The organism is Pedobacter sp. Leaf250, assembly GCF_920984735.1.
Taxonomy (GTDB): Bacteria; Bacteroidota; Bacteroidia; order Sphingobacteriales; family Sphingobacteriaceae; genus Pedobacter.
In genome coordinates, this window is sequence record NZ_CAKLBU010000003.1 from 1 (window position 1) to 22,423 (window position 22,423).

15 protein-coding genes are annotated in these 22,423 nt (G+C 35.8%); 7 read left to right on the forward strand and 8 right to left on the reverse strand.

What is annotated here, in order from left to right; all coding sequences use genetic code 11:
• Positions 1-182: 182 nt before the first annotated feature.
• The 6 genes from rimO to LUA91_RS03315 all read right to left on the reverse strand — a co-directional run bounded on the left by rimO (position 183) and on the right by LUA91_RS03315 (position 4,032).
• Positions 183-1,514 carry a 30S ribosomal protein S12 methylthiotransferase RimO gene (gene rimO / locus LUA91_RS03290; protein WP_231424566.1) on the reverse strand — a complete coding sequence of 444 codons (1,332 nt, stop codon included), beginning with the start codon at positions 1,512-1,514 and terminating at the stop codon, positions 183-185.
• 200 nt (positions 1,515-1,714) lie between these two features.
• Positions 1,715-2,677 carry a signal recognition particle-docking protein FtsY gene (gene ftsY, locus LUA91_RS03295; RefSeq protein ID WP_231424568.1) on the reverse strand — a complete coding sequence of 321 codons (963 nt, stop codon included), beginning with the start codon at positions 2,675-2,677 and terminating at the stop codon, positions 1,715-1,717.
• Between the two features lie 82 nt (positions 2,678-2,759).
• Positions 2,760-2,915: a DUF4295 domain-containing protein gene (locus LUA91_RS03300; protein WP_010599808.1), complete on the reverse strand. Its 156-nt coding sequence runs from the start codon at positions 2,913-2,915 to the stop codon at positions 2,760-2,762.
• An 84-nt stretch (positions 2,916-2,999) separates the two neighbouring features.
• A complete protein-coding gene (gene rpmG, locus LUA91_RS03305) occupies positions 3,000-3,182 on the reverse strand; it encodes a 50S ribosomal protein L33 (RefSeq protein WP_010599807.1) in 183 nt (60 codons plus the stop codon).
• 44 nt (positions 3,183-3,226) lie between these two features.
• Positions 3,227-3,460 carry a 50S ribosomal protein L28 gene (gene rpmB, locus LUA91_RS03310; protein WP_010599806.1) on the reverse strand — a complete coding sequence of 78 codons (234 nt, stop codon included), beginning with the start codon at positions 3,458-3,460 and terminating at the stop codon, positions 3,227-3,229.
• Positions 3,461-3,555: 95 nt separating this feature from the next.
• The gene (locus tag LUA91_RS03315) at positions 3,556-4,032 is read right to left on the reverse strand and encodes a hypothetical protein (protein ID WP_231424570.1); all 477 of its coding nucleotides are present in this window, start codon (positions 4,030-4,032) and stop codon (positions 3,556-3,558) included.
• Positions 4,033-4,173: 141 nt separating this feature from the next.
• On the opposite strand from LUA91_RS03315, the gene acs reads away from it, so the two are divergent.
• The gene (gene acs, locus LUA91_RS03320) at positions 4,174-6,072 is read left to right on the forward strand and encodes an acetate--CoA ligase (protein WP_231424572.1); all 1,899 of its coding nucleotides are present in this window, start codon (positions 4,174-4,176) and stop codon (positions 6,070-6,072) included.
• 67 nt (positions 6,073-6,139) lie between these two features.
• Here the strand turns inward: acs and LUA91_RS03325 are convergent, their stop codons facing one another.
• Both LUA91_RS03325 and LUA91_RS03330 read right to left on the reverse strand, forming a co-directional pair.
• Complete coding sequence (locus LUA91_RS03325; protein WP_231424574.1) at positions 6,140-7,510, reverse strand: RagB/SusD family nutrient uptake outer membrane protein; 1,371 nt, start codon at positions 7,508-7,510, stop codon at positions 6,140-6,142.
• Between the two features lie 20 nt (positions 7,511-7,530).
• Positions 7,531-10,536, reverse strand: a complete 3,006-nt coding sequence (locus LUA91_RS03330; protein WP_231424576.1) for a TonB-dependent receptor — start codon at positions 10,534-10,536, stop codon at positions 7,531-7,533.
• Positions 10,537-10,733: 197 nt separating this feature from the next.
• Here LUA91_RS03330 and LUA91_RS03335 point away from each other — a divergent pair, with 197 nt between their 5' ends.
• From LUA91_RS03335 to LUA91_RS03360, 6 genes are all read left to right on the forward strand, one after another.
• Positions 10,734-10,919, forward strand: coding sequence for a CsbD family protein (locus LUA91_RS03335; protein ID WP_231424578.1), 186 nt, complete (start codon positions 10,734-10,736; stop codon positions 10,917-10,919).
• A 146-nt stretch (positions 10,920-11,065) separates the two neighbouring features.
• A complete protein-coding gene (locus LUA91_RS03340; RefSeq protein WP_231424580.1) occupies positions 11,066-15,196 on the forward strand; it encodes a hybrid sensor histidine kinase/response regulator transcription factor in 4,131 nt (1,376 codons plus the stop codon).
• 114 nt (positions 15,197-15,310) lie between these two features.
• Positions 15,311-18,385: a TonB-dependent receptor gene (locus LUA91_RS03345; protein ID WP_231424582.1), complete on the forward strand. Its 3,075-nt coding sequence runs from the start codon at positions 15,311-15,313 to the stop codon at positions 18,383-18,385.
• 21 nt (positions 18,386-18,406) lie between these two features.
• Positions 18,407-19,891: a RagB/SusD family nutrient uptake outer membrane protein gene (locus LUA91_RS03350; RefSeq protein ID WP_231424584.1), complete on the forward strand. Its 1,485-nt coding sequence runs from the start codon at positions 18,407-18,409 to the stop codon at positions 19,889-19,891.
• 110 nt (positions 19,892-20,001) lie between these two features.
• Positions 20,002-21,060 (forward strand): glycoside hydrolase family 130 protein, encoded by a 1,059-nt coding sequence (locus LUA91_RS03355; protein WP_231424586.1) that lies wholly within the window; start codon positions 20,002-20,004, stop codon positions 21,058-21,060.
• Positions 21,050-22,336, forward strand: a complete 1,287-nt coding sequence (locus LUA91_RS03360; protein WP_231424587.1) for an MFS transporter — start codon at positions 21,050-21,052, stop codon at positions 22,334-22,336. Before LUA91_RS03355 ends, LUA91_RS03360 begins: the two co-directional genes overlap by 11 nt.
• The last annotated feature ends 87 nt before the right edge of the window (positions 22,337-22,423 follow it).

A 22,423-nucleotide genomic window follows, 5' to 3' on the forward strand; every position in this document is an offset into this window, starting at 1 on the left:
AAACAAGACTCAGCTTCAGGTTGAAACACTAATGATACGACTGTTATGATGCTCATTTATACTCAACATAAAGGTAGCGTCATTTATATTGATTTTTATGAAATAAATTAACCCTCAGCTTGACTGGAGATCTTAATGCAAAAATAACATGTGCTAATTGATTCAATGAAGACAAATATTCCTTAAATAATTGTTCCGTACAAATCAAAATCTTCAGCTCTATCAATTTTCACATTAACAAAACTTCCGTTTGCCGCATAACCTGTAGCTGCATCAATTAAAACTTCATTGTCGACCTCAGGAGAATCAAATTCGGTTCTGCCTACAAAGAAATCACCTTCTTTTTTATCAACTAAAACCTTAAAAGTATGACCAACTTTTTCCTGGTTGATATCAAACGAAATACCTTGCTGAATTTCCATAATGTCATCAACACGCTGTTGTTTTACTTCATCAGGAATATCATCAACTAAACTATGAGCATGTGTTTTTTCCTCGTGAGAATAGGTAAAGCAACCTAAACGATCGAATTTAGTTTCTGCAACCCATTCTTTCATCTCCTGGAAATCGTATTCAGTTTCACCCGGATAACCACAAATTAAAGTGGTACGCATGGCAATATTTGGAACCTTATCTCTTATTTGGTTTACTAAATCAATTGTTTTTTGCTTGGTGGTACCACGGCGCATCGATTTCAACATGTTATCAGTAATATGCTGTAGAGGCATATCTAAATATTTGCAGATGTTATCGCGTTCATTCATGGCGTCTAATATTTCCATTGGGAAGCCAGAAGGATAGGCATATTGTAAACGAATCCACTCAATTCCCGGAACATCAGATAATCGGCGCATCAATTCATCAAGCTTACGTACGCCGTAAAGATCCAAACCATAATAAGTTAAATCCTGAGCAATTAAAATCAGTTCTTTGGTGCCATTTTTTGCTAAAATTTTAGCCTCATTTACCAACTCTTCCATTGGTTTGCTCATGTGTTTTCCTCTCATCAAAGGAATGGCACAAAATGAACACGGACGGTTGCATCCTTCAGCAATTTTGAAATATGCGAAATGAGATGGGGTAGTTAACAAGCGTTCACCAATTAATTCGTGCTTATAATTTGCCCCTAATTCGTGAAGTATATTTTGTAAATCATTGGTGCCAAAAAAAGCATCAACGTTTGTGATTTCCGATTCCAATTCTGGTTTATAGCGTTCAGATAAACAACCAGTAACCACAACCTTTCCAATTTTACCGGCTTCCTTTAATTCGCTGAACTGAAGGATGGTATCAATTGATTCCTGTTTAGCATTATCGATGAAACCGCAAGTATTAATTACAACAATATCATCTTTACCCATTTTATCAGATTCATGCACAACATTTAAATTATTGCCACGCAATTGACCCATCAATACTTCAGAATCGTATATATTTTTTGAACACCCAAGCGTAATCACATTGATTTTGGGCTGTTTAACTGTTGGTTTACTTCTTGCTATTTTTGTATTCATCTTTTACACTTGATCTTACTTTTATTACATCGATCGGGGTACCCGAAATTCTGAATTTATTTCTGGATCTTATCTGCTCAAGACATCCCGAAATAAAACATTATGAATGCTATTTTTTACGCAATTCGTCATTGCGAGGCACGAAGCAATCCCGTTCTAAATGAGATTGCTTCGTGCCTCGCAATGACGAAGATTATTGTTTATTTAAACAAACTATTTACAAACTCTTTCTTATCAAAAAGCTGTAAATCGCCAATTTTTTCTCCAACGCCAATATATTTTACCGGTATTTTAAATTGATCTGATATACCAATAACCACCCCGCCTTTGGCAGTACCATCCAACTTGGTGATCGCTAGTGCATTTACATCCGTTGCTTCGGTAAATTGTTTACACTGTTCAAAGGCATTCTGACCAGTTGAAGCATCCAAAACCAGTAAAATTTCATGTGGTGCTCCAGGAACAACCTTTTGCATCACTTGTTTAATTTTACCTAATTCATTCATTAATCCAACTTTGTTATGTAAACGTCCGGCGGTATCAATAATTACTACATCTTCTCCATTGGCAACCGCCGATTGAAGCGTATCGAAAGCAACAGAGGCAGGATCGGAACCCATAGGTTGGGCAACTACTCTTACCCCAACACGTTCGCCCCAAAGTTTAATTTGATCTACGGCAGCTGCTCTAAAAGTATCGGCAGCACCCAAAACAACTTTAAGGCCAGATTCTTTTAGTTTATGTGCCAATTTGCCAATGGTTGTTGTTTTACCAACACCATTTACGCCAACAACCATAATTACATAGGGTTTATGCTCGCCATATTCAAAGTGGCGGAAATCATTGCTGTTGTTTTCAGATAATAGCAATTGAATCTCATCTCTGAGAATGAAATTCAATTCAGATGTATTCAGGTATTTGTCTTTTGAAACGCGTTCTTCAATACGTTTAATGATTTTCAAAGTAGTGCTCACGCCCACATCAGAAGTAACCAAAACTTCTTCCAGGTTATCCAGCACTTCATCATCAACTGTCGATTTTCCTGCAACAGCTTTGGTAATTTTATTAAAGAAACCATCTTTGGTTTTCTCTAAACCCTTATCCAAAGCCTCTTGAGCTTCAGGAGCAGTTTCTTTCTTTTTGAAAAAATCAAATAAGCCCATATCTAAATTTTATATAACAAAAAAAGCCCTTCCGGTTAAAACGGAACGGCCTTTAATATTTTCTGATTAAAAAATATTAACCTTATTTAGATGCGATAGCATCTTTTACGTGGTCGTTATGAACGATAAGTTCTTTGAATGAATAAGCACCAGTTTTAGGTGATTTAACCATTGTGATAACTTTCGAATATTCTTTACCTGTACCTGTTTTAAGGGTTGCAACTACTTTCTTTGCCATGTTCTTATAATTTTAATGATCGAATGATAGATTGATAGAATGGGGGTTACTCACCCTAAGCCTTCTACCTTAAAATCATCAACCTTATTTAATTTCTTTATGTACGGTTACTTTTCTCAATACCGGGTTGAATTTTTTCAATTCTAAACGCTCAGTAGTGTTTTTACGGTTTTTCGTAGAAATATATCTAGACATACCTGGCATGCCACTTTCTTTGTGCTCAGTACATTCTAAAATAACCTGAACTCTGTTACCTTTTTTTGCCATTTTAATATTAATTGTAAACTGTTAATCTCAACAGTTAATGTTTTTTACAAAAATCCTTTTTTTACGAAACGGTTGATCGCCTCGCTAATACCCACTTTATTGATGGTCTTAATCGCTGAAGTAGAAACTTTCAACGTAATCCAACGGTCTTCTTCAGGGATATAAAATTTCTGAAGTTTCAAATTAGGATAAAATTTGCGTTTGGTTTTAACGTTCGAGTGTGATACGTTATTACCTTTCATTGCCATTTTTCCTGTTAAATCACAAACTCTTGACATGACTTGTAAATATAGTTGTTAAAATATCGTCGCTTAATTTTTTTAAGAGTGTGCAAATATCTGAATAATAATTGTAAACAGCAATAGTAATGCTCTTATTTTTTTAATTTTAAATCTATATCCCATTTGCCAGGCTCTAAAAGCTCAAAATCAACGATTTCTCCCATAAAACTTACCTGCAAGTGTAGTGGAAATTCCAACTTAGTGAAAGTATATAAACTTGCCGTTTTCGACGCTGCTTCTCCTTTCATATCCTCATATTTTCCCTTCAGTATTTTAACACTAGAAATTGTGGGATGATTATCTTCACCGTATTGTTTATTGCCTTGCAAAACAGCTGTTTTAATAGCGTTTGAATTGGATTGAACTGATGCGAAACTAATCTTTACGGAAACTATATTATCTTTAGATTTTTTGTTTTTACTAATAAAAATATCATTAATATTTTCTGTTTTACTATACAAAACATATTGACTTGTTTTTTTTAGTGTATCAGTTTTACTGTCGGATGCTAATGAATTAAATGAGATCATAGTCAAGAGACAAACGAAGGAAAGAAGTAGGTTTTTCATAAAGACAAAATTAAAATAATATGTCAGTTGGAAAACTTTTTAAAAAGAAACATAGACAACGTTATTGATACAATTTAATATTTAATTCAATCATTATTTATTTAAATTAGCCGCTAGTAATCCCAATATATAATAAGCAACATGCAAATTACATCTTTTAAGCAATACGAAGAAGATTTTAAAAAGAGCGTAGATAATCCAGAGCAGTTCTGGGGCGAAGTGGCGCAAAATTTTCAATGGCGTAAACCTTGGTTTAAAGTTTTATCGTGGAATTTTAATGAGCCAAACATCAAATGGTTTGAAGGTGCAAAGCTTAATATAACTGAAAATTGCCTTGATAGGCACTTGGAAAAAAATGGCGATAAGCCAGCCATTATTTGGGAGCCTAATAACCCTGAAGAAGAGAGCGTGACTTACACTTATAAAATGCTGCACGAACGTGTATGCCGTTTTGCCAATGTTTTAAAACGCAACGGAGCCAAAAAAGGCGATCGTATTTGTATTTACATGCCAATGGTACCTGAATTGGCAATCGCCGTTTTAGCCTGTGCCAGAATTGGTGCCGTTCACTCAGTAATTTTTGGTGGTTTTTCTGCTAAATCAATTGCCGATCGGATTAACGATTCGCAATGTAAATTGGTCATTACTGCTGACGGAGCCTATCGCGGAAACAAACAAATTCCTTTAAAAGATGTAATTGACGATGCCTTAATTGGTTGCCCAACAGTAGAAAAATGTATTGTACTTACACATGTGCGTACACCGGTTTCAATGCTGAAAGGACGCGATGTTTGGTGGGAAGATGAAGTTAAACATGTAAATGATATCTGCGAAGCAGAAGAAATGGATGCAGAAGATATGCTTTTCATCCTGTATACTTCGGGTTCTACTGGAAAACCTAAGGGTGTTGTACATACCTGCGGCGGTTATATGGTTTATGCAGGATATACATTTTCAAACGTTTTTAATTATCAACCTGGGGAAGTATATTTTTGTACAGCCGATATCGGTTGGATAACTGGTCATTCTTACATCGTATATGGGCCGCTCTCTCAAGGGGCAACATCTGTATTATTTGAAGGCATCCCAACTTATCCGAGTCCATCTCGCTTTTGGGATATTGTAGAAAAACATAAGGTAAATACATTGTATACCGCTCCAACTGCTATCCGTTCTTTAATGAGTTTTGGCGATGAACCTTTAAATGGAAAAGATTTAAGTTCTATTCGGGTATTGGGTTCGGTAGGAGAGCCAATAAATGAAGAGGCGTGGCATTGGTTTGATGAAAAAATTGGTCATGGCAAAGCGCCAATTGTAGATACCTGGTGGCAAACTGAAACAGGAGGAATTATGATTTCGCCTATTGCTACAGTAACCCCAACTAAACCAAGTTATGCCACCTTACCTTTGCCAGGAATTCAGCCAATTTTGGTTGATGAAAATGGAAAGGAAATTGAAGGGAATGGCGTGAGTGGAAATTTATGCATCAAGTTTCCTTGGCCAGGAATGTTGCGTACCACTTATGGTGATCATGAACGATGCAAACAAACTTATTTTTCTACTTACGAAAACTTATATTTTACTGGCGATGGTTGCTTACGCGATGAAGACGGTTATTACAGAATTACTGGTCGAGTGGATGATGTGTTAAACGTTTCAGGACACAGGATAGGAACTGCCGAAGTGGAAAATGCCATTAATATGCATGCGGGTGTAGTTGAAAGTGCAGTAGTGGGCTATCCACATGATGTAAAAGGACAAGGGATTTATGCTTTTGTTATCAACCCGGAGATGCATGGTGAGGAAGAGTTAACCAAAAAAGACATCCTGCAAACGGTAACCCGGGTAATTGGAGCCATTGCCAAACCCGATAAAATACTTTTCGTTGCTGGTCTTCCTAAAACGCGTTCGGGTAAAATTATGCGTAGAATATTAAGAAAAATTGCTGAGGGTGATACCGCTAATTTAGGCGATACTTCAACATTATTAGACCCTGCTGTGGTCGATCAAATTATTGAAGCATCGAAGGCTTTAAAATAATTTTGCTACCTATAAACAAAAAGTGCCGATCAATACGATCGGCACTTTTTGTTTGGAATACATTGTATTAATAACCTGGGTTTTGAACTAAACCTTTATTAGCAGATAATTCACGATCTGGAATAGGGAAAACAAGTTTAGGATCATTGTATACAAATGAACCTATTGTACGTTTGGTACGTTTGTAATCATGCAATCTAAATCCTTCATAAGCTAATTCTTTTTCACGCTCATTTAATATAGTAGCAAGTGTTGGAACCACATTGCCTAAACCAGCTCTTAATCTTAATCTATTGATGTCAGCCGCTGGTGTAGCTCCAATTACAGTACTTAATCTAAAGTTACATTCAGCTCTAATTAAGTATTGTTCGGTAATGCGTGCAACAGGAATATTTCCAAAATAATCATACCATTTTTTAGTGAATAATCCGTTTTTTGCACCTGTACCTGTATAAATTAAATCTGTTTGTCTTTTATCTCCAGTTTCGAATGCATTATAAAAAGCTGTGTTAACATTTGCATCTCCACGACCAACGTTTCCACCTGTCGAATTTTCGTAACTCGCATAAAAAGTGGCTAATCCATCATTTGATGATCCGGCATTGCTCTGCTCGTTTTGAGCGATTTCAAAAATACCTTCATTTGAATTTCTGGTTCTAAATGGAGCTTCCAAAGATGTAGTTATTAGGGAATATGGACTGTTGTTTATAATGTCATTCGCAAGATCTCTGGCTAATGCATATTTTCCTTCTTGAAGATATACTCTAGCTAAGAAAGCCATTGAAGCATACTTTTCATTAGCTCCATCAAGCTTTGTAATTGATGATTTAAGATCATTCTCAACAGCTGTATAAACATCTGCAATTGAATTTCGTGGTACATTAGTAACAATATCACTTGTGCTTTGCACAGCTTTTGTAATAATTGGTACACCAAGACCATTATTTGTTCCTGCCGCATCGAAAGGCTGTGCATATAATCTTACCAGTTCAAAATGCATTATCCCTCTAATAAACAGGGCTTTTCCTTCAATATTGTTTTTGGTTGCTGGATTGGTAACTACACCCGAAGCTGACAAAACTGTATTTGCCACGTTTATAGCTTTATAAGCAGATACCCAAGTACGTAATACGTCTACATTTGTAGAGATAATTGCTTTATTTGAGATATCTCTGTAGGTACTAAATGAACCAGTCCAGTTCAAATATCCATTGTTAGCGTAAATATCGGGAAGAAAAACAAGATTAGTTCCGTACAAATCTCCGGTGGCTAAAACAGTGTAAGCGCCTATTAATGCGTTTTGAACATCAGCTGTTGTAGATAATGCTACTTCAGATGAAATTGATTGCCTTGGCTCAATTTCCAATTGTTTTTTACAAGAGGAAGCAGTTAATATCATAATACTAGCGGCCAATATATTTTTATAATAATTTTTCATGTTTCTAATATTTATATCCATTAAAGCCCAATGTTTACACCAAAAGTTATCGTTCTGGCTTGTGGCGGTGTATAAAAATCGTGTCCTATTTGTATATTATTGGTTTGTAGAGAAGAACCTGCAGGCGTGTTTACTTCTGGATCATACCCATTATATCCGGTAATAGTGAATAAATTCTGTGCTGAAGCATATATTCTCACATTCTGTAATTTGTATTTATTTATAAATTCTTTTGGTAAATTATAACCGAAAACGACACTCTTTATCCTTAAATAAGAACCATCTTGAATGTATCTTGAAGACGGTCTTGTGCCATTTGCAGAATCAAATCTAGGTTGCGGTATCGTTGTAATTCTATTTGAGGTTGTCCAATAATTTAGCTGATCAATTGTTTGGTTGTCAAAATAATCGCCGTTTGCTGATTGAAAACCACCAGCCATGTTATAAATGTCATTTCCCTGAACAAATTGGGTTTGAATATCCAAATCAAAATTTTTGTAAGAAAAACGATTTCCGAAGCCACCATAATATTTCGCATTTGGATCTCCAATTTTTTGGTTTTGTGCTGTATTATAGTTATTAGTAGTTGCAGTACGACTTGCATCCAAGTAATAAATTGCATCGCCATTACTTGGATCTACGCCAGCATAAGCTTTTCCATAAAAATATCCGAATGGTTCACCCTCTGCAATTCTGCCCAAAAATCTACCACCAGTAAAAATTGGTTGGCCATCTACCAAGCGTAGAATTTTGTTTCTATTGAATGCAATATTAAATGAAGTAGTCCATTTGAATTCTCCTACAAAATTTCTGGTATTCAATGAGAATTCTAAACCTTTATTTTGCATATCGCCAATGTTTTGTGTAATGGAAGTGAAGCCATTAGTTGCTGCAATAGGCACATTAAGTAATAAATCTGTAGTTTTTTTCTTATATGCTTCAATCGTACCTGTAATTCTATCTGATAAGAAACCAAAATCTAAACCAATGTTAAAGTTTGAAGTGTTCTCCCAGGTTAAGTTAGGATCGCCCAGCTGATTTGGAAGAGTACCTGCGGTACCCGCATAATTAACACCGCCATACAATGTCCTTGATGCAAAATTTCCGATTTCCGCATTACCTGTCAATCCGTAACTTGCTCTAACTTTTAATAGACTCACCCATGTGCTTTTTTTTAAAAAGTCTTCATTGGTAGCAATCCATCCTAATGACGCTGCTGGGAAAGTACCATACCTATTGTTCGCCCCAAATCTTGATGAACCATCTGTTCTAACGGAAGCACTTACTAAATATTTGTCATCATATTTATAGTTTACCCTAGCTAAATAAGACACAAATGAGTATTCGGTTTCAAAAGAACTTCCTGACGAAATTGTTGCTGCACTGGCAATTTTAACAAATCTATCAGATGGAAAGCCAGTTCCAGTTACTGTACCATATCTAAATTTGGTATCTTGAAAAGTAAAACCACCTAGTAGATTTAAGTTGTGTTTCTCATTAAATACTTTGGTATAGTTTAAAGTATTATTGGTATTAAAGTTGATTGATTTTGCATTATAATCATTTCCATATCCACTTGTACTACCACCATCTTGGGTTTTTGAACCAAGGTATTGTTCCTCTTCCAAATTATTGAAATCGAAACCATATTCGCTTCTAAAAACTAAATCGGATGTAATTTTTAGACTAGCGTAGGCATTTGCAAATGTTCTGTATGTAGTAGATAAATTACTGCCATTTGCAATATCAATTAATGAATTATAATAAACCGTATTATTATTAAGTTCACCAGATGCATCGTAAATTGGTTGTATTGGAGGCAGTGCATTTAATTGTAAAGGATTTGAAAATGCATTATCTGTAGGGATACGATAATTATCTACTTTTGATATGTTTATTGCTCCACCAATATCTAGAAATTTTGAAACTGTGTGATCTAAACTCATTCTGCCACCAGTACGAACATATCTATTGCTCACAATGATACCATCATTATTACTATAATTACCAGAAATTAAAAAACGGGTTTTGGCATCACCTCCATTAATATTAATGTTATATTGTTGTACATGGCCTCTTCTAAAAGATGCATCTACCCAATTTGCATCTGCAGTACCATCCCAATCATTTGTACCTGTGTAATCTGCCCATAATTCAGAAGAATTAGCATAACCATCATAATCAATGTTTTTAAATGATTCTTCCATCAATTGTTTATATTGTGTAGCATTTAAAAATTCTCCTTTTCTAGTCGGGTCGCTAAAGCCCGCATAATATCCAAAATCAATATTTGTCCTACCTTGTTTCCCCTTTTTGGTTGTAATTAATACAACCCCATTTGAACCCCTTGCACCATAGATAGCAGCAGAAGCTGCATCTTTTAATACTTCCATGGATTCAATATCATCCGGACTAATAGCTGCAAGTGGATTATCTGCTTCTGTGTAAGTTCCCAATGCATCACTAACAATTGGAACACCATCAATTACAAATAAGGGTTGGTTACTAGCCGAAATAGAAGATATGCCTCTAACCCTAATTTGAAGTGCCTGTCCTAGTTTACCACTGCTCGAATTTATAAATACACCAGGCGCTTTTCCTTGCAGTGCACTTTCGATAGTGGCAATTGGTCTATCTTTAAAATCTGCAGATGTAATTTTGGCGATCGAACCTGTTACATCTCTACGATTTTGCGTTCCATACCCCACCACAACCACATCAGAAAGTGTGGTGTTTTCTTCTTCCAGGTTGGTGCTAATGTTTGCACCACTTATGGCAATTTCTTTGGTTTTAAAACCAATAAATGTGAAAACCAATGTTCTTGCATCATTAGGCACACTTAGTTTATAGGCACCAGTCGCATCTGTTTGCGTACCATTTGCGGCAGCACCTTTTACGTACACACTTACACCTGGCAGTGGCCCAGCCGTGCTAGAGGTAACTTTTCCGGATATGACCTTATCTTGTGCGAAAGCAAGTGAAATCAAACCGAAAGATAAAATCATACTGAAGAGTAGTTTTTTCATCAAATTTTAGTTTTAGTTTATAATGTTTAACTGTTTAGGAAATGATAATTCAATGTAACGAAAATTATATACAAAACATTTAAGAATAATTTGATTTAACAATTAATATCGTTTGTGAGTCTCGTTTCGAAACAAAAATTGGAATTACCTGTTTATAAACTATAACATAATTTGATTTACTTAAAATAAATGTCAAAATGGATAAGTTAGAAATTAAAGGAAAGTGGAACGAAATAAAAGGAAAAGTTAAACAAGCCTATGCAGATTTAACTGACGATGATTTGAAGCACGATGAGGGACAGGATGATGAGTTGTTAGGGAAGTTGCAACAGAAAACCGGTAAAGGAAGAGATGAATTGGTTAAGTGGATTAACTCCTTATAATTAATTTGCGATTAATGAAACAGGCGGTCAAATTGATCGCCTGTTTTGTTTAAGGCTTATTTCTCTAAGCTAATTCGATTTTTTTTGAGTAATTTTAAGCTTCCTATATTTATAGCCAAATAAGCTGTTCCAATCGCAAGCCCATTATGAGTAAAGTGTTTGTAGCCTTTTTAATTTTGTTGAGGTTTGTTTCCTTGGAGCATGTTTATGCTGATGATGTAAAACCAAAAACATCGTTTTATTATCGCCAGCTCGATAATCGAAACGGATTATCAAACAGCTCCATCAACTCCATATTTCAAGATAAAGACCAGCTTTTATGGATAGGCACCTGGGATGGTTTGAACAGATATGATGGCGCACATTTCAGTGTATACAACCACAATATCGATAAAATAGAAAACAGCATAGGCAGCAATGTAATTTTATCCATTAAGGAAGATCAGAAAAACAACATTTGGATAAATACCATCGGTGGTATCTCTCGTTACAATAAAACGGCAGGAAAATTTAGTCGTTATTTCTATAAAAATACATCTCCACAAAAAATACGGGAAAACGAATACGACCTCATCATCAGTAACAATGGAATGGTCTTTTGCTTTTCTGCCAACGGGATTTTAAGTAAATACAATTTCGAGAAGGATCAATTTATACCCTATCAAAAGTTTAAAAATGATGAAATTATCGTTAAGATGTGTTTTGTAGGTGATCAGCTCTGGTACCTCAATAAATCTGGTAAACTCATATTGGCACAGGTTGGTGAAAAGGAATTGCGGACTGTGAAAACGATTGCTATCGCTAACGGAATAAGCAATTTTTTTAATACCAATGGAAAAATCATTTTTTCAACCAATAACGATAATCATTTTGTAATAGATAAAAATTTTGCTGCACAGCCACTTAACTGGTCTACAAAAAAAATTAGGGCAATTACTTTATATAAATCCAATTACATAGTAGCGTGGGAAAACCAAGGTTTAAGTGTTTTCGATCAGGATTTCAGAGTCTCAAATTTTCTAAAAACTGAAGTTGCCGCTGTCGAAAATCTTAAAATAACGGCTCTAAACGTTGGTCACGATCATGTATTATGGTTAGGTACAGATGGTAATGGTTTGATTCAGATATATCCAAAGGATAACTTTTTCGGTTTGTTAACTAAAATAAATGGTACAAACATTAATAAACCAATAAGGGCTTTTACAGAGGAGAATGGAAATTTATGGGTAGGAACAAAAGGAAATGGTGTTTTAGTTTTTAATAATTTTTGGGCAGAAAAGAAAACCACTACCAAACCGCGAAAAATTGATGTAAGCACAGGCTTGGAAAATAATTCTGTATTTGCTATTCAAAAAGGTGCCAACCAATTCATCTATATCGGCACTGATGGTAGAGGGCTCTCAGTTTTTGATTTGAAATCAAATAAACTTTTTAACTGGAAAGATATTCAGAACACCAATAAGCTTCCAGAATTTAAGTCGGTTTATTCTACTATTCAAGATCAGGATGGATCTATTTGGATGGGTACCAGTGGTTATGGCTTGGTTCATCTTAATGTTGTTCGAAATTCAGATCAATCCATCTCCATACAACATTTCAAGCAATATTATTCCTCATCAGCAGAAAAAAACGGACCTGTTAATGATATTATTTATGCCTTGGCGCAAGGAAAAGACGATCGCCTGTGGATTGCTTGCCGCTATGGCGGATTAAGTGTTCTCAATAAGAAAACAGGTCTATTTAAAACCTATAAGGCTTTTGGGTACGAAGGCAGTTTAACGCACAGTGATGTTTTATCGTTATTTTATGACAGTAAAAACCGATTATGGATTGGCACAAGTTATGGTTTAAATTATTTATCGTTCGAGGAATCGTTAAAGGATAAACCGAAATTTATAAAAATTACAACTGATAAAGGACTGCCCAATAATACCATTCATGCCATTCAGGAAGATGTATCGGGGAATATTTGGCTAAGTACCAATAAAGGTTTGGCCAAAATAAACCCCGCAAACAATAGCATAGCCAATTATCAGGAAAGCGATGGTTTGCAAAGTAACGAGTTTAGTGATGGGGCAGCTTTCAAAGCAGCAAACAATAACTTGCTTTTTGGTGGTATTTATGGTTTCAATTACTTTATGCCTAAAAATATTATCGAAAACACTAAACAACCAAACTTATTAATTTCCGATTTACAACTTGGTGGTAGAGAGTTTCAAAACAATCAATATCTAATTGTTAAGGCAAAACAGCAAAGCATTTCAACATTTGATTTGGAGCGGAAAAGCAATTTTTTTCAATTTTCGTTTAATGCACTAAACTATTTCAATGCATCTAAAAACGAATTTGCTTATAAACTAAAAGGTCTCGATCAAAGTTGGAGGTACACCGGCACCGATGGCAAAATCGCCTACTACAATATTCCGCCAGGGAAGTACGAACTATTGGTGCGATGGAGCAATGGCGAAGGAATTTGGACAAAAGATGTTGTTGCGCTAAAACTGGATGTTAAACAGTATTTCTGGCTTACCTATCCGGCTTATGGGTTTTATCTCTTGCTTTTAATTATTGGAGGATATGCTTTTCACTTGTACCGAAAAAACAAGTTGGAGATGAAATTTAAGTTAGAGCGTGAATCCTTATTTAGGCAAAAAGACGAGGAGGTTCATTTACAGCGGATTAATTTTTTTACCAATATTGCACACGAAATTCAAACGCCACTAACGCTTATTTTAGGTTCGGTTGAGCATTTTATGCAAAAACGTAATGCGCTTGATAAATCGATAGACAAGAATTATTTCCTTTCCTTGGTGCATCAGCATACTGCCCGCCTAACGTATTTAGTACAGCAACTATTAGAGTTTAGAAAAGCCGAAGCTGGCTATTTAACCCGTAGCGATGATTATTTCGACATTAGTAAATTGTTAAACAGTTTAACTCAACTTTTTTTGCCAGCCGCCGAAAAAAATTATCAAACTTTTTTAAGGGAAATTCAACAGGGGATAGCAGGTTTTATTGATAAGGATAAATTTGAGAAAGTGCTGTTTAACTTATTATCAAATGCCTTTAAGCATTCTGGAAAAGCGCAGAAAATTATTTTTAAAGCCAATTATAATATTGATAGCCAGGATTTGGAAATTGTGGTAGGCAACTCGGGTTGCCAGCTTAAAGAAGCAGATTTAAAGCATATTTTTAAGGAATTTTATATTGGTGGTGGTAATCAATTTGAAAAACAGAGTACGGGTATTGGCTTAGCTTTTACTAAGGAATTAATTTCTATAATGGATGGAAATATTCATGTCTTTTTAGAAGATGATTGGATTTATTTCAACTTTAAATTAAAACTACAGCAATCAATAGAGGGTAAAGAAAATGAAGTTGTGGCATCGGCACCTTCTTATTTATTCGAATCGATTTTAAAACCTTATCACGAGGATTCGGCTGAAGAAAATAATAAAGTAGCTTTAATTGATGATTTAAAAGGATTTGCCCCTTCGAGTATTTTAATTGTGGAAGATGATGCTTCTCTACGTTTCTTGATTCGAAATATTTTAAAAGATCTGTATGTTGTTTATGAGGCAGAAAATGGTAAATCGGCGCTGGAATTTTTAAAAAATAATACTCCAGATATTATCATCAGCGATGTCATGATGCCAGATATGGATGGACTAGAACTTTGCAAACACATTAAAACAGCGCCAGCAACCTGTCACATTCCATTTATTATGTTATCGGCCAAAGGAACCGAAGAAAGTAAAATTGAGGGTTACGAAACCGGTGCTGATGCTTATATCTCAAAACCTTTCCATGTAAACTACTTGCAAATGCGTGTTCGAAAGCTATTGGATTATCGGAATCGCATGAATCATCTGATTAAAGACAGAAATATTAATAATCAATTTGTGGATGTTGATTTGGAACAGGGTGATAAGGAATTCTTAAATGCATTGGTAAAAGCGGTGGAAGATAATTTAGCCGAACCAGATTTGGATGCTTCGAAATTGGAAGATGTTTTATGCATCAGCAAAATGCAGTTGTATCGAAAACTCAAAACCCTCGCTGGAATGACACCCTCTGAATTCATCAAAAGAATTCGGTTGAAACATGCTGCGGTTTTGCTGCAAAATTCTAAACTTAATGTTTCTGAAATTTTCTATTTAACGGGTTTTAATAACAAGTCTTACTTTTTTAGGGAGTTTAAAAAGATCTATCATTTAGCACCAAATGATTATCGGCAGAAACAACACGAAGGAACTGAAACTAAAGAAATTTTCTAATCAAAATGTCTTTAAATGGCATTTTTGCAACAATAGTGAACTAAAATGTTATTATAGTACACTCTTCGTACACCCTCTACATCTATATTTGCTCTCAATCAAATATAAATTTTTATGAAAAAAAACAGACGTATCTATGCATCGTTGGTTTTCTTGTTTTTAGCCGTTACGGGTTTTACAAGTTATGCGCAAACTAAAATTACAGGTAAGGTTACTGATGAAACTAATCAGCCTTTGCCTGGTGTTGTGGTAATGCAAACCAACACTCAAAACAAAACTTCAACCGACGGAAATGGAGTTTATGTTTTAACGCTTCAGGCGGGTTCAGCTCAAACTTTAACTTTCACTTATATTGGCTATAATGCCACAACTTTATCACCAACAGGTGGAAATTTAAATATTTCTCTCAAACCAGCTTCACAATCGTTAAGTGATGTAGTTGTGGTGGGTTACACCTCGCAGAAGAAAGCTTCAATTACAGGTTCGGTTGCAACGGTTGATATGAACGATTTGCAAAAAACCAGAATTGTTGATGTTGCCCAGGCACTTCAAGGTCAGGTAGCAGGTGTATTTGTTGCGGCAAATACTGGTGCTCCCGGTGATGGAATTAAACTTAGAATCAGGGGAGAAGGAACACTTGGAAATAATGATGTACTGTATGTAATTGATGGTGTGCCTACACGCGATATTTCTTTTTTAAATCAAAGCGATGTTAAATCGATGACGGTTTTAAAGGATGCTGCGGCAGGAGCAATTTATGGTTCGAGAGCGGCAAATGGCGTTGTGGTTATCACGACTATTAGTGGAGCAAAAGGCAAAGCAAATCTTAATGTAGAATATTTTGCAGGCTTTCATCAGGCTACAAACTTACCTAAAATGTTAAATGCAGATCAATATTTAACGATTAAAGATAGGGCATGGCACAACACTTTAGGTAATGCGGCAAATGCAGTTAGTCCTTACCAAGCGGCAAGAAGCAGAACAGACTTAGCTGATACCGATTGGTTGGATGAATTGTTCGAAACCGGTAAATCTAAAAATCTTCAGGCTTCAGTTAACGGAGGATCAGATAATGTTCAGTATTTAATTTCAACCGGCTACTACAAACAAGATGGTATTGTGGTTCAAAATCATGATGGTTATGAACGTTTCAACTTCAGATCGAATGTAAACGCCAATGTAACAGATCGTTTTAAAGTAGGTACAAACCTTCAGTTAAGCTTTGCAAAGCAAGATAAATTATCATCAAGTGGTGATGTTCCAGGCGTGATTCGTCATGCATTGTTGCGCCCACCTGTTTTGGGTGTTTACAAAAAAGTAACCGATCCAACTTATTCTGCAGCCAACCCTTATACCGATTTGCCTTTCTACACTGGTAACAATAATGGTTGGGACAAAAATTTCGAGTTCAGTTCGAATCCAATTGCCATTGTAAATTTCACTAACGATAAGCGTAAAACGTTCCAAACTTTTGGTAATCTATATGCTGAATATGCTTTCTTGAGCGATAAATCTTTAACTTTTAGATCGAGTGTTGGTGTTGATATTAGTTTTTCTCACAATAAAAACTTCGCCCAAAACTATGGCGATGATAATGATAACAATCCTGATGAACTTTATCCAGGAAAGGGAAGAAATAATAAGCCTAACAATTTAGATGAAAATAGAGGTGAGGTAATGAACTTTACTTTTACCAATACTTTAAATTATGTAAAAACATTTGCTCAAAAACACAATGTAAATTTCTTATTGGGTGCTGAAAATATTTCAAGCAAATCATCGGCGATTGGTGGGAGCAGACAGAATTTCGATAAAAGCACTTCGGGTTTTCAATATTTAGATTATGGAAGCTTAACCAATATTTACAATTCTGGTTCGGCCAGCGAATTTAATTTAGTGTCGTTTTTTGGAAGTGGAACTTATAATTTTGATAACAAATATTTTGCTACTGCAACTTTAAGAGCTGATGGTTCATCACGCTTCGGACCGACTAATAAATGGGGTTACTTCCCGTCAGCATCTGCTGGATGGATTATTTCAAATGAGGAATTTATGAAAAGTGCCCAATGGATTTCTGAATTAAAATTAAGAGGAAGTTGGGGACAGGCTGGTAATCAGGAGATTCCAAATAATACCTATCAAACTTTGGTTTCAGAATCTGGAGGCATAGTAAATGTTGTACGTTATGGTAACCCCGATGTGAAATGGGAAACCACTACGCAAACCAACTTTGGTATCGATTTCGGTGTGCTTAAAAACAGATTATCATTCACTGCTGATTATTTTATAAAGAAAACCGATGATATTTTGTTAACGGTTGGCTTACCAGCAGTTTCTGTAGGTGTAATCGATCGTACTTATGTTAATGCCGGAGAAGTAACCAATAAAGGTTTCGAGTTTGGTTTAAATTTCAGAAATCAGGAGCATGCCTTCAAATATAATGTAAATGCAAACATCGCTACATTAACAAACCGCGTAAATAAACTGCAAGAGTTTGTTAAAAATATTAATGATGATAGAACACATACCAGAACAGAGGCCGGGCAACCAATTAACTCTTATTTCGGTTTAGTTTTCGATGGTATTTATCAAACTCCGGCTGAAGTTAGCAGTTATTTATATTCAAATGCAAATGGTGCTTTGCCAGGCGATATTAGGTTTAAAGATTTAAATGGCGATGGACAGATTAATGCCGACGATAGAACATTCATTGGTAATCCTGTTCCGAAATTAACTTATGGTTTTGCTTTTTCATCATCGTATAAAAAATTCGATTTCTCGTTCTTGCTGCAAGGTGTGCAAGGTGTAGATCGTTACAATGATTTAAAACAGATTATCAATTTCGATAGTCGCCCTTTTAACTCTATGACATCTGTTTTGGATAGCTGGAATGGTCCGGGTACAAGCAACACTTTACCTCGTGTAACCTTTAACAACAATGGTGGCGGCAACGTATCGAGCGTATTTGTTGAAGATGCATCGTATTTAAGATTAAAAAATATCGAGGTTGGATATACTTTTGATGTGAAGCAGATTGGTGTTAGAAATGTTCGTTTATATGCATCAGGTCAAAACCTTTTAACTGTAACAGATTATACAGGTTTAGATCCAGAGTCTACCTCATTAATAGATCAAGGAACTTATCCGCAATCGAAAGCATTTATTGTTGGATTAAAAATTAGTCTGTAAATCTTTTTTGCAAAAAATATTATGAAAAGAATATTATTTATAAGCGCAATGTTTAGTGTATTAACATTCGCAGGTTGCAAAAAGCAACTTACTACCGAAGCGATAGGTTTAACAACTTTAGAGCAGGTAAATACAACGCCCACATTAGGAACCGTAGAAAACTCAGTTAATTCTGCTTATCAGCTGTTATCAAACCGCTTAAATATTTTAGCACAATGGGATTGGGCAGGAGGTTTGGTTTTTCAAAATGATTTGGTGATGCAGGATATCGCATCGGATGATATGGAGAAAAAATGGAATCCTGATGGCGACCAGCCTTGGATGGATGATGTGAATAATTTCACTTTCACTTCAACCAATGGTGGCCCAAATGGATTGTGGAAATACGATTATGAAGGTATCAAGCGATTAAATATTGCCATAGAGTTATTAACCAAAACAGATATTGAAGCCATTACCGGAATTACTACTGCCCGTAAAAATCAACTATTGGGCGAAGCTTATTTCTTAAGATCGTACTATTATTTTTCTTTGGTAACCAATTTTGGCGATGTGCCACTAATTTTAAAACCGGTAAGCACTTACCAGGAAGCTTTCGAAGTTGCCGTTAGAGCAGATAGAAATTTAGTATGGGATAGAATTAAATCTGATTTGAATTTATCGAAAGGATTGTTGCCAAACGCAAAATACAGTTCTTCAACCGAGAGATGGAGAGCAAACAAAGGTTCGGCAATTGCTTTGCAAGCCAAAGCTGCGCTTTACACCGAGAAATGGGCAGACGTGATAACGAGTGTAAATGAACTGCAAGGCTTGGGCTTCTACAGTTTAAATAGTAATTATTTCGATAGCTTTAATCAAACGAAGGAATTTGCCGAGAACGAGAATATATTTGTTTATGATCATCAATCAAACCAGAATCCACTTAAAGGAAATGGTATTTGCGCACCATTGGGCTGGGGTTTCTTTGCGCCAAGTACCGATTTTTTAAATGCTTTTGAAGCAAATGATCCCAGGAAACTTTACACTGTAGATGCGCCAAATCAAAACGTAAATAAACTATTGGGTAGCACAAACGGATCGAATAAAGGAAATGATGATGCTGCTAATAATAAAATTTATATCAGATATGCTGACGTTTTATTATGGAAAGCTGAAGCGCAAAATGAGTTAGGCCAATATGCCGAGGCGGTTTCTATTATCAACCAAATTAGAGCCAGAGCCAGAACAAGTGTAAGTGCTTTAGGTGTAATGCCGCCAGCCGGAACATTGCCAGATCGTGCAGCTTCAACTGATAAGGCAACAATCAAAAACTGGTTAATTTCTGAACGTAGAATAGAATTGGGTTTCGAATCGCAAAGAATGTTGGATCTTAAACGTTGGAAATTAGCCAAAACAGTAATGACTGCCAAAGGCAAAAACTTCCAGGATAAACATTATTTATATCCACTACCACAAGCTGAAGTAGATGCTTCTGCAGGAACACTAAAACAAAACCCAGGTTACTAATCGTTAATTATTTGTTGTTTGTTATTGATTTGGCAAGCAGCAATTAATTTTTATAAAACGCTATTCAAGTCGGTTTTTACTGGCTATTGGATAACTATTCCCTAAATATTATGACAGATAGTGCTAAAAGATTTCCGCAGAACCCAATCTTATCGCCAAAAGATTTAGTGCCAAGCAGGCCAGGTTTAGAAATTGCTTGTTTACTTAATCCTGGAGTATTTACATTCCAGAATAAAACATGGCTACTCATCCGCGTAGCAGAAAGACCTGAACAAAAAGCTGGAATCATATCTTTTCCCGTTTTAAAAGGAGATGGCATCGAAATCATCGAAATAAAAGAAAATGATCCAGATTTAGTAGCTGATGATCCTCGGGTAATCAATTACAAAGGTGCTGATTACCTGACCACACTTTCACATTTACGCTTGGTTTGCAGTGATGATGGTATCAATTTTTATCAGCCAGAAGGTTATCCATTGTTGCAAGGAGAAGGGCCTGACGAAGCTTTTGGTATTGAGGATTGCCGCGTGGCTCTAATTGATGATACCTATTATTTAACCTTTACTGCTGTTTCTGAACATGGTGTAGGTGTTGGAATGCGAACCACAAAAGATTGGAAAACTTTCGAGAAACATGGGATGATTATTCCACCGCATAATAAAGATTGTGCTGTTTTTGAGGAAAAAATCAACGGAAAATTTTACACACTACATCGCCCAAGCAGTGTAGATTTAGGTGGAAACTATATCTGGCTGGCTGAATCTCCAGATGGAATTCACTGGGGCAATCATAAATGCATCATCAAAACCCGCAAAAATAACTGGGATAGTAAACGTGTTGGCGCAGGTGCCGCTCCAATTAAAACCGATAAAGGTTGGTTGGAAATTTATCACGGCGCCAATGCCGAACATCAATATTGTTTAGGTGCTTTTTTAATGGATTTGAATGATCCATCAAAAGTTTTGGCTCAAACCGATGAACCCATTATGCGCCCAATTGCCGAGTACGAAATGTGCGGCTTTTTCGGTCAGGTGGTTTTTACCAATGGCCATACCATTAATGGCGATGAACTTACCATTTATTATGGTGCCGCCGATGAGTTTGTATGTGGGGCTAAGTTTTCTATTCAAGATATTTTATCGCAATTAAAATATAACCATGCTGAATAAACTAAAATCAGAGATTACGCACTTTAAAAATCAGTCGTATAATTTCAGGGTGCTTACCCTAACCAACTTAATTTATAGTATTGTACTCCCTGTAATCGATATTTTTGTTGCGGCTTATGTAATGCGAAGCTCCAACGATCCGGTTAAAGTTGTCATTTATCAATTAACCATTTACACCGGTATTCCAATTACATTTTTTTTAAATGGTTATTTGCTAAGTAAATTTTCCATTAAAACATTATATTCTTTGGGAATGATGTTGAGCGGCGTTTCTATGATGGTAATGATGTCGTTAACTACGCTGGATAATACAGGAATTGGCATTGCAGGTTTAATTATGGGTATGTCTTTTGGTTTTTATTGGGCCAACAGAGATTTCCTGGCGCTGGCCATTACCAATGATGAAAACCGAAATTATTACTATGGTTTAGAAACCTTTTTCTACACCATTATTGCTGTGGTTATTCCTGTGCTCATTGGCTGGTTTATCGAGTTTAATGCCGTAACCGGTGGTGCACATTTGGCTTACAAAATTGTTACCGGAATGGTTTTCGTGATTACAATTTTGGCTTCTATTATGTGTTTCAGAGGTAATTTTCAAAATCCTATTGAGAAGAAATTCGTTTATTTTAAATTCGATCCATATTGGTATAAATTACTTCGTTTAGCTACTTTAAAAGGTTTAGTACAGGGCTTTTTGGTAACAGCACCAGCCATGTTAATTATGCTTTTGGTAGGTAAAGAAGGTGCATTAGGCACAGCGCAATCTATCGGTGCCATTATAGCCGCTATCGCCATGTACATCATTGGTAGAAATACTTCAGCTAAACATCGCCTTTATATATTTGGAACCGGCTTAGTGCTCTTTGCAATTGCTGCGATAATTAATGGAGTGTTGTACAGCAGCCTGGGCGTAATTTTATTTATGTTATTCTTGTTGTTGGCCAAGCCATTATTGGATTTAGCATATTTTCCAATTCAATTTAGTGTGATTGATATTTTAACCAAGAAGGAAAAAAGGAGTGAGTTTGCTTATATCTTAAATCATGAAGCTGGATTATATGTTGGCCGCTTAACGGGAGCAGGCACATTTTTAATTTTGGCCTATTGTTTCTCTGTCGAAATTGCTTTGCGTTACGCGATTATTATTGTGGCAATTTTACAACTTGCTTCTTATTGGGTAGCAAAAGGAATTATTAAACAAGGCAAGATAGAGAATACAGATGAATCGCCAATTTTAAGTAACGAAGCCCCTGGTGTAGTGGCGCCAGTATAAATTAAAATTAACGAACTTGGTTTGTGCCCCCGAAAGAATAGAATATGAAACCTCGGTCTGTAACTTCACAAACCGAAATATAAAATA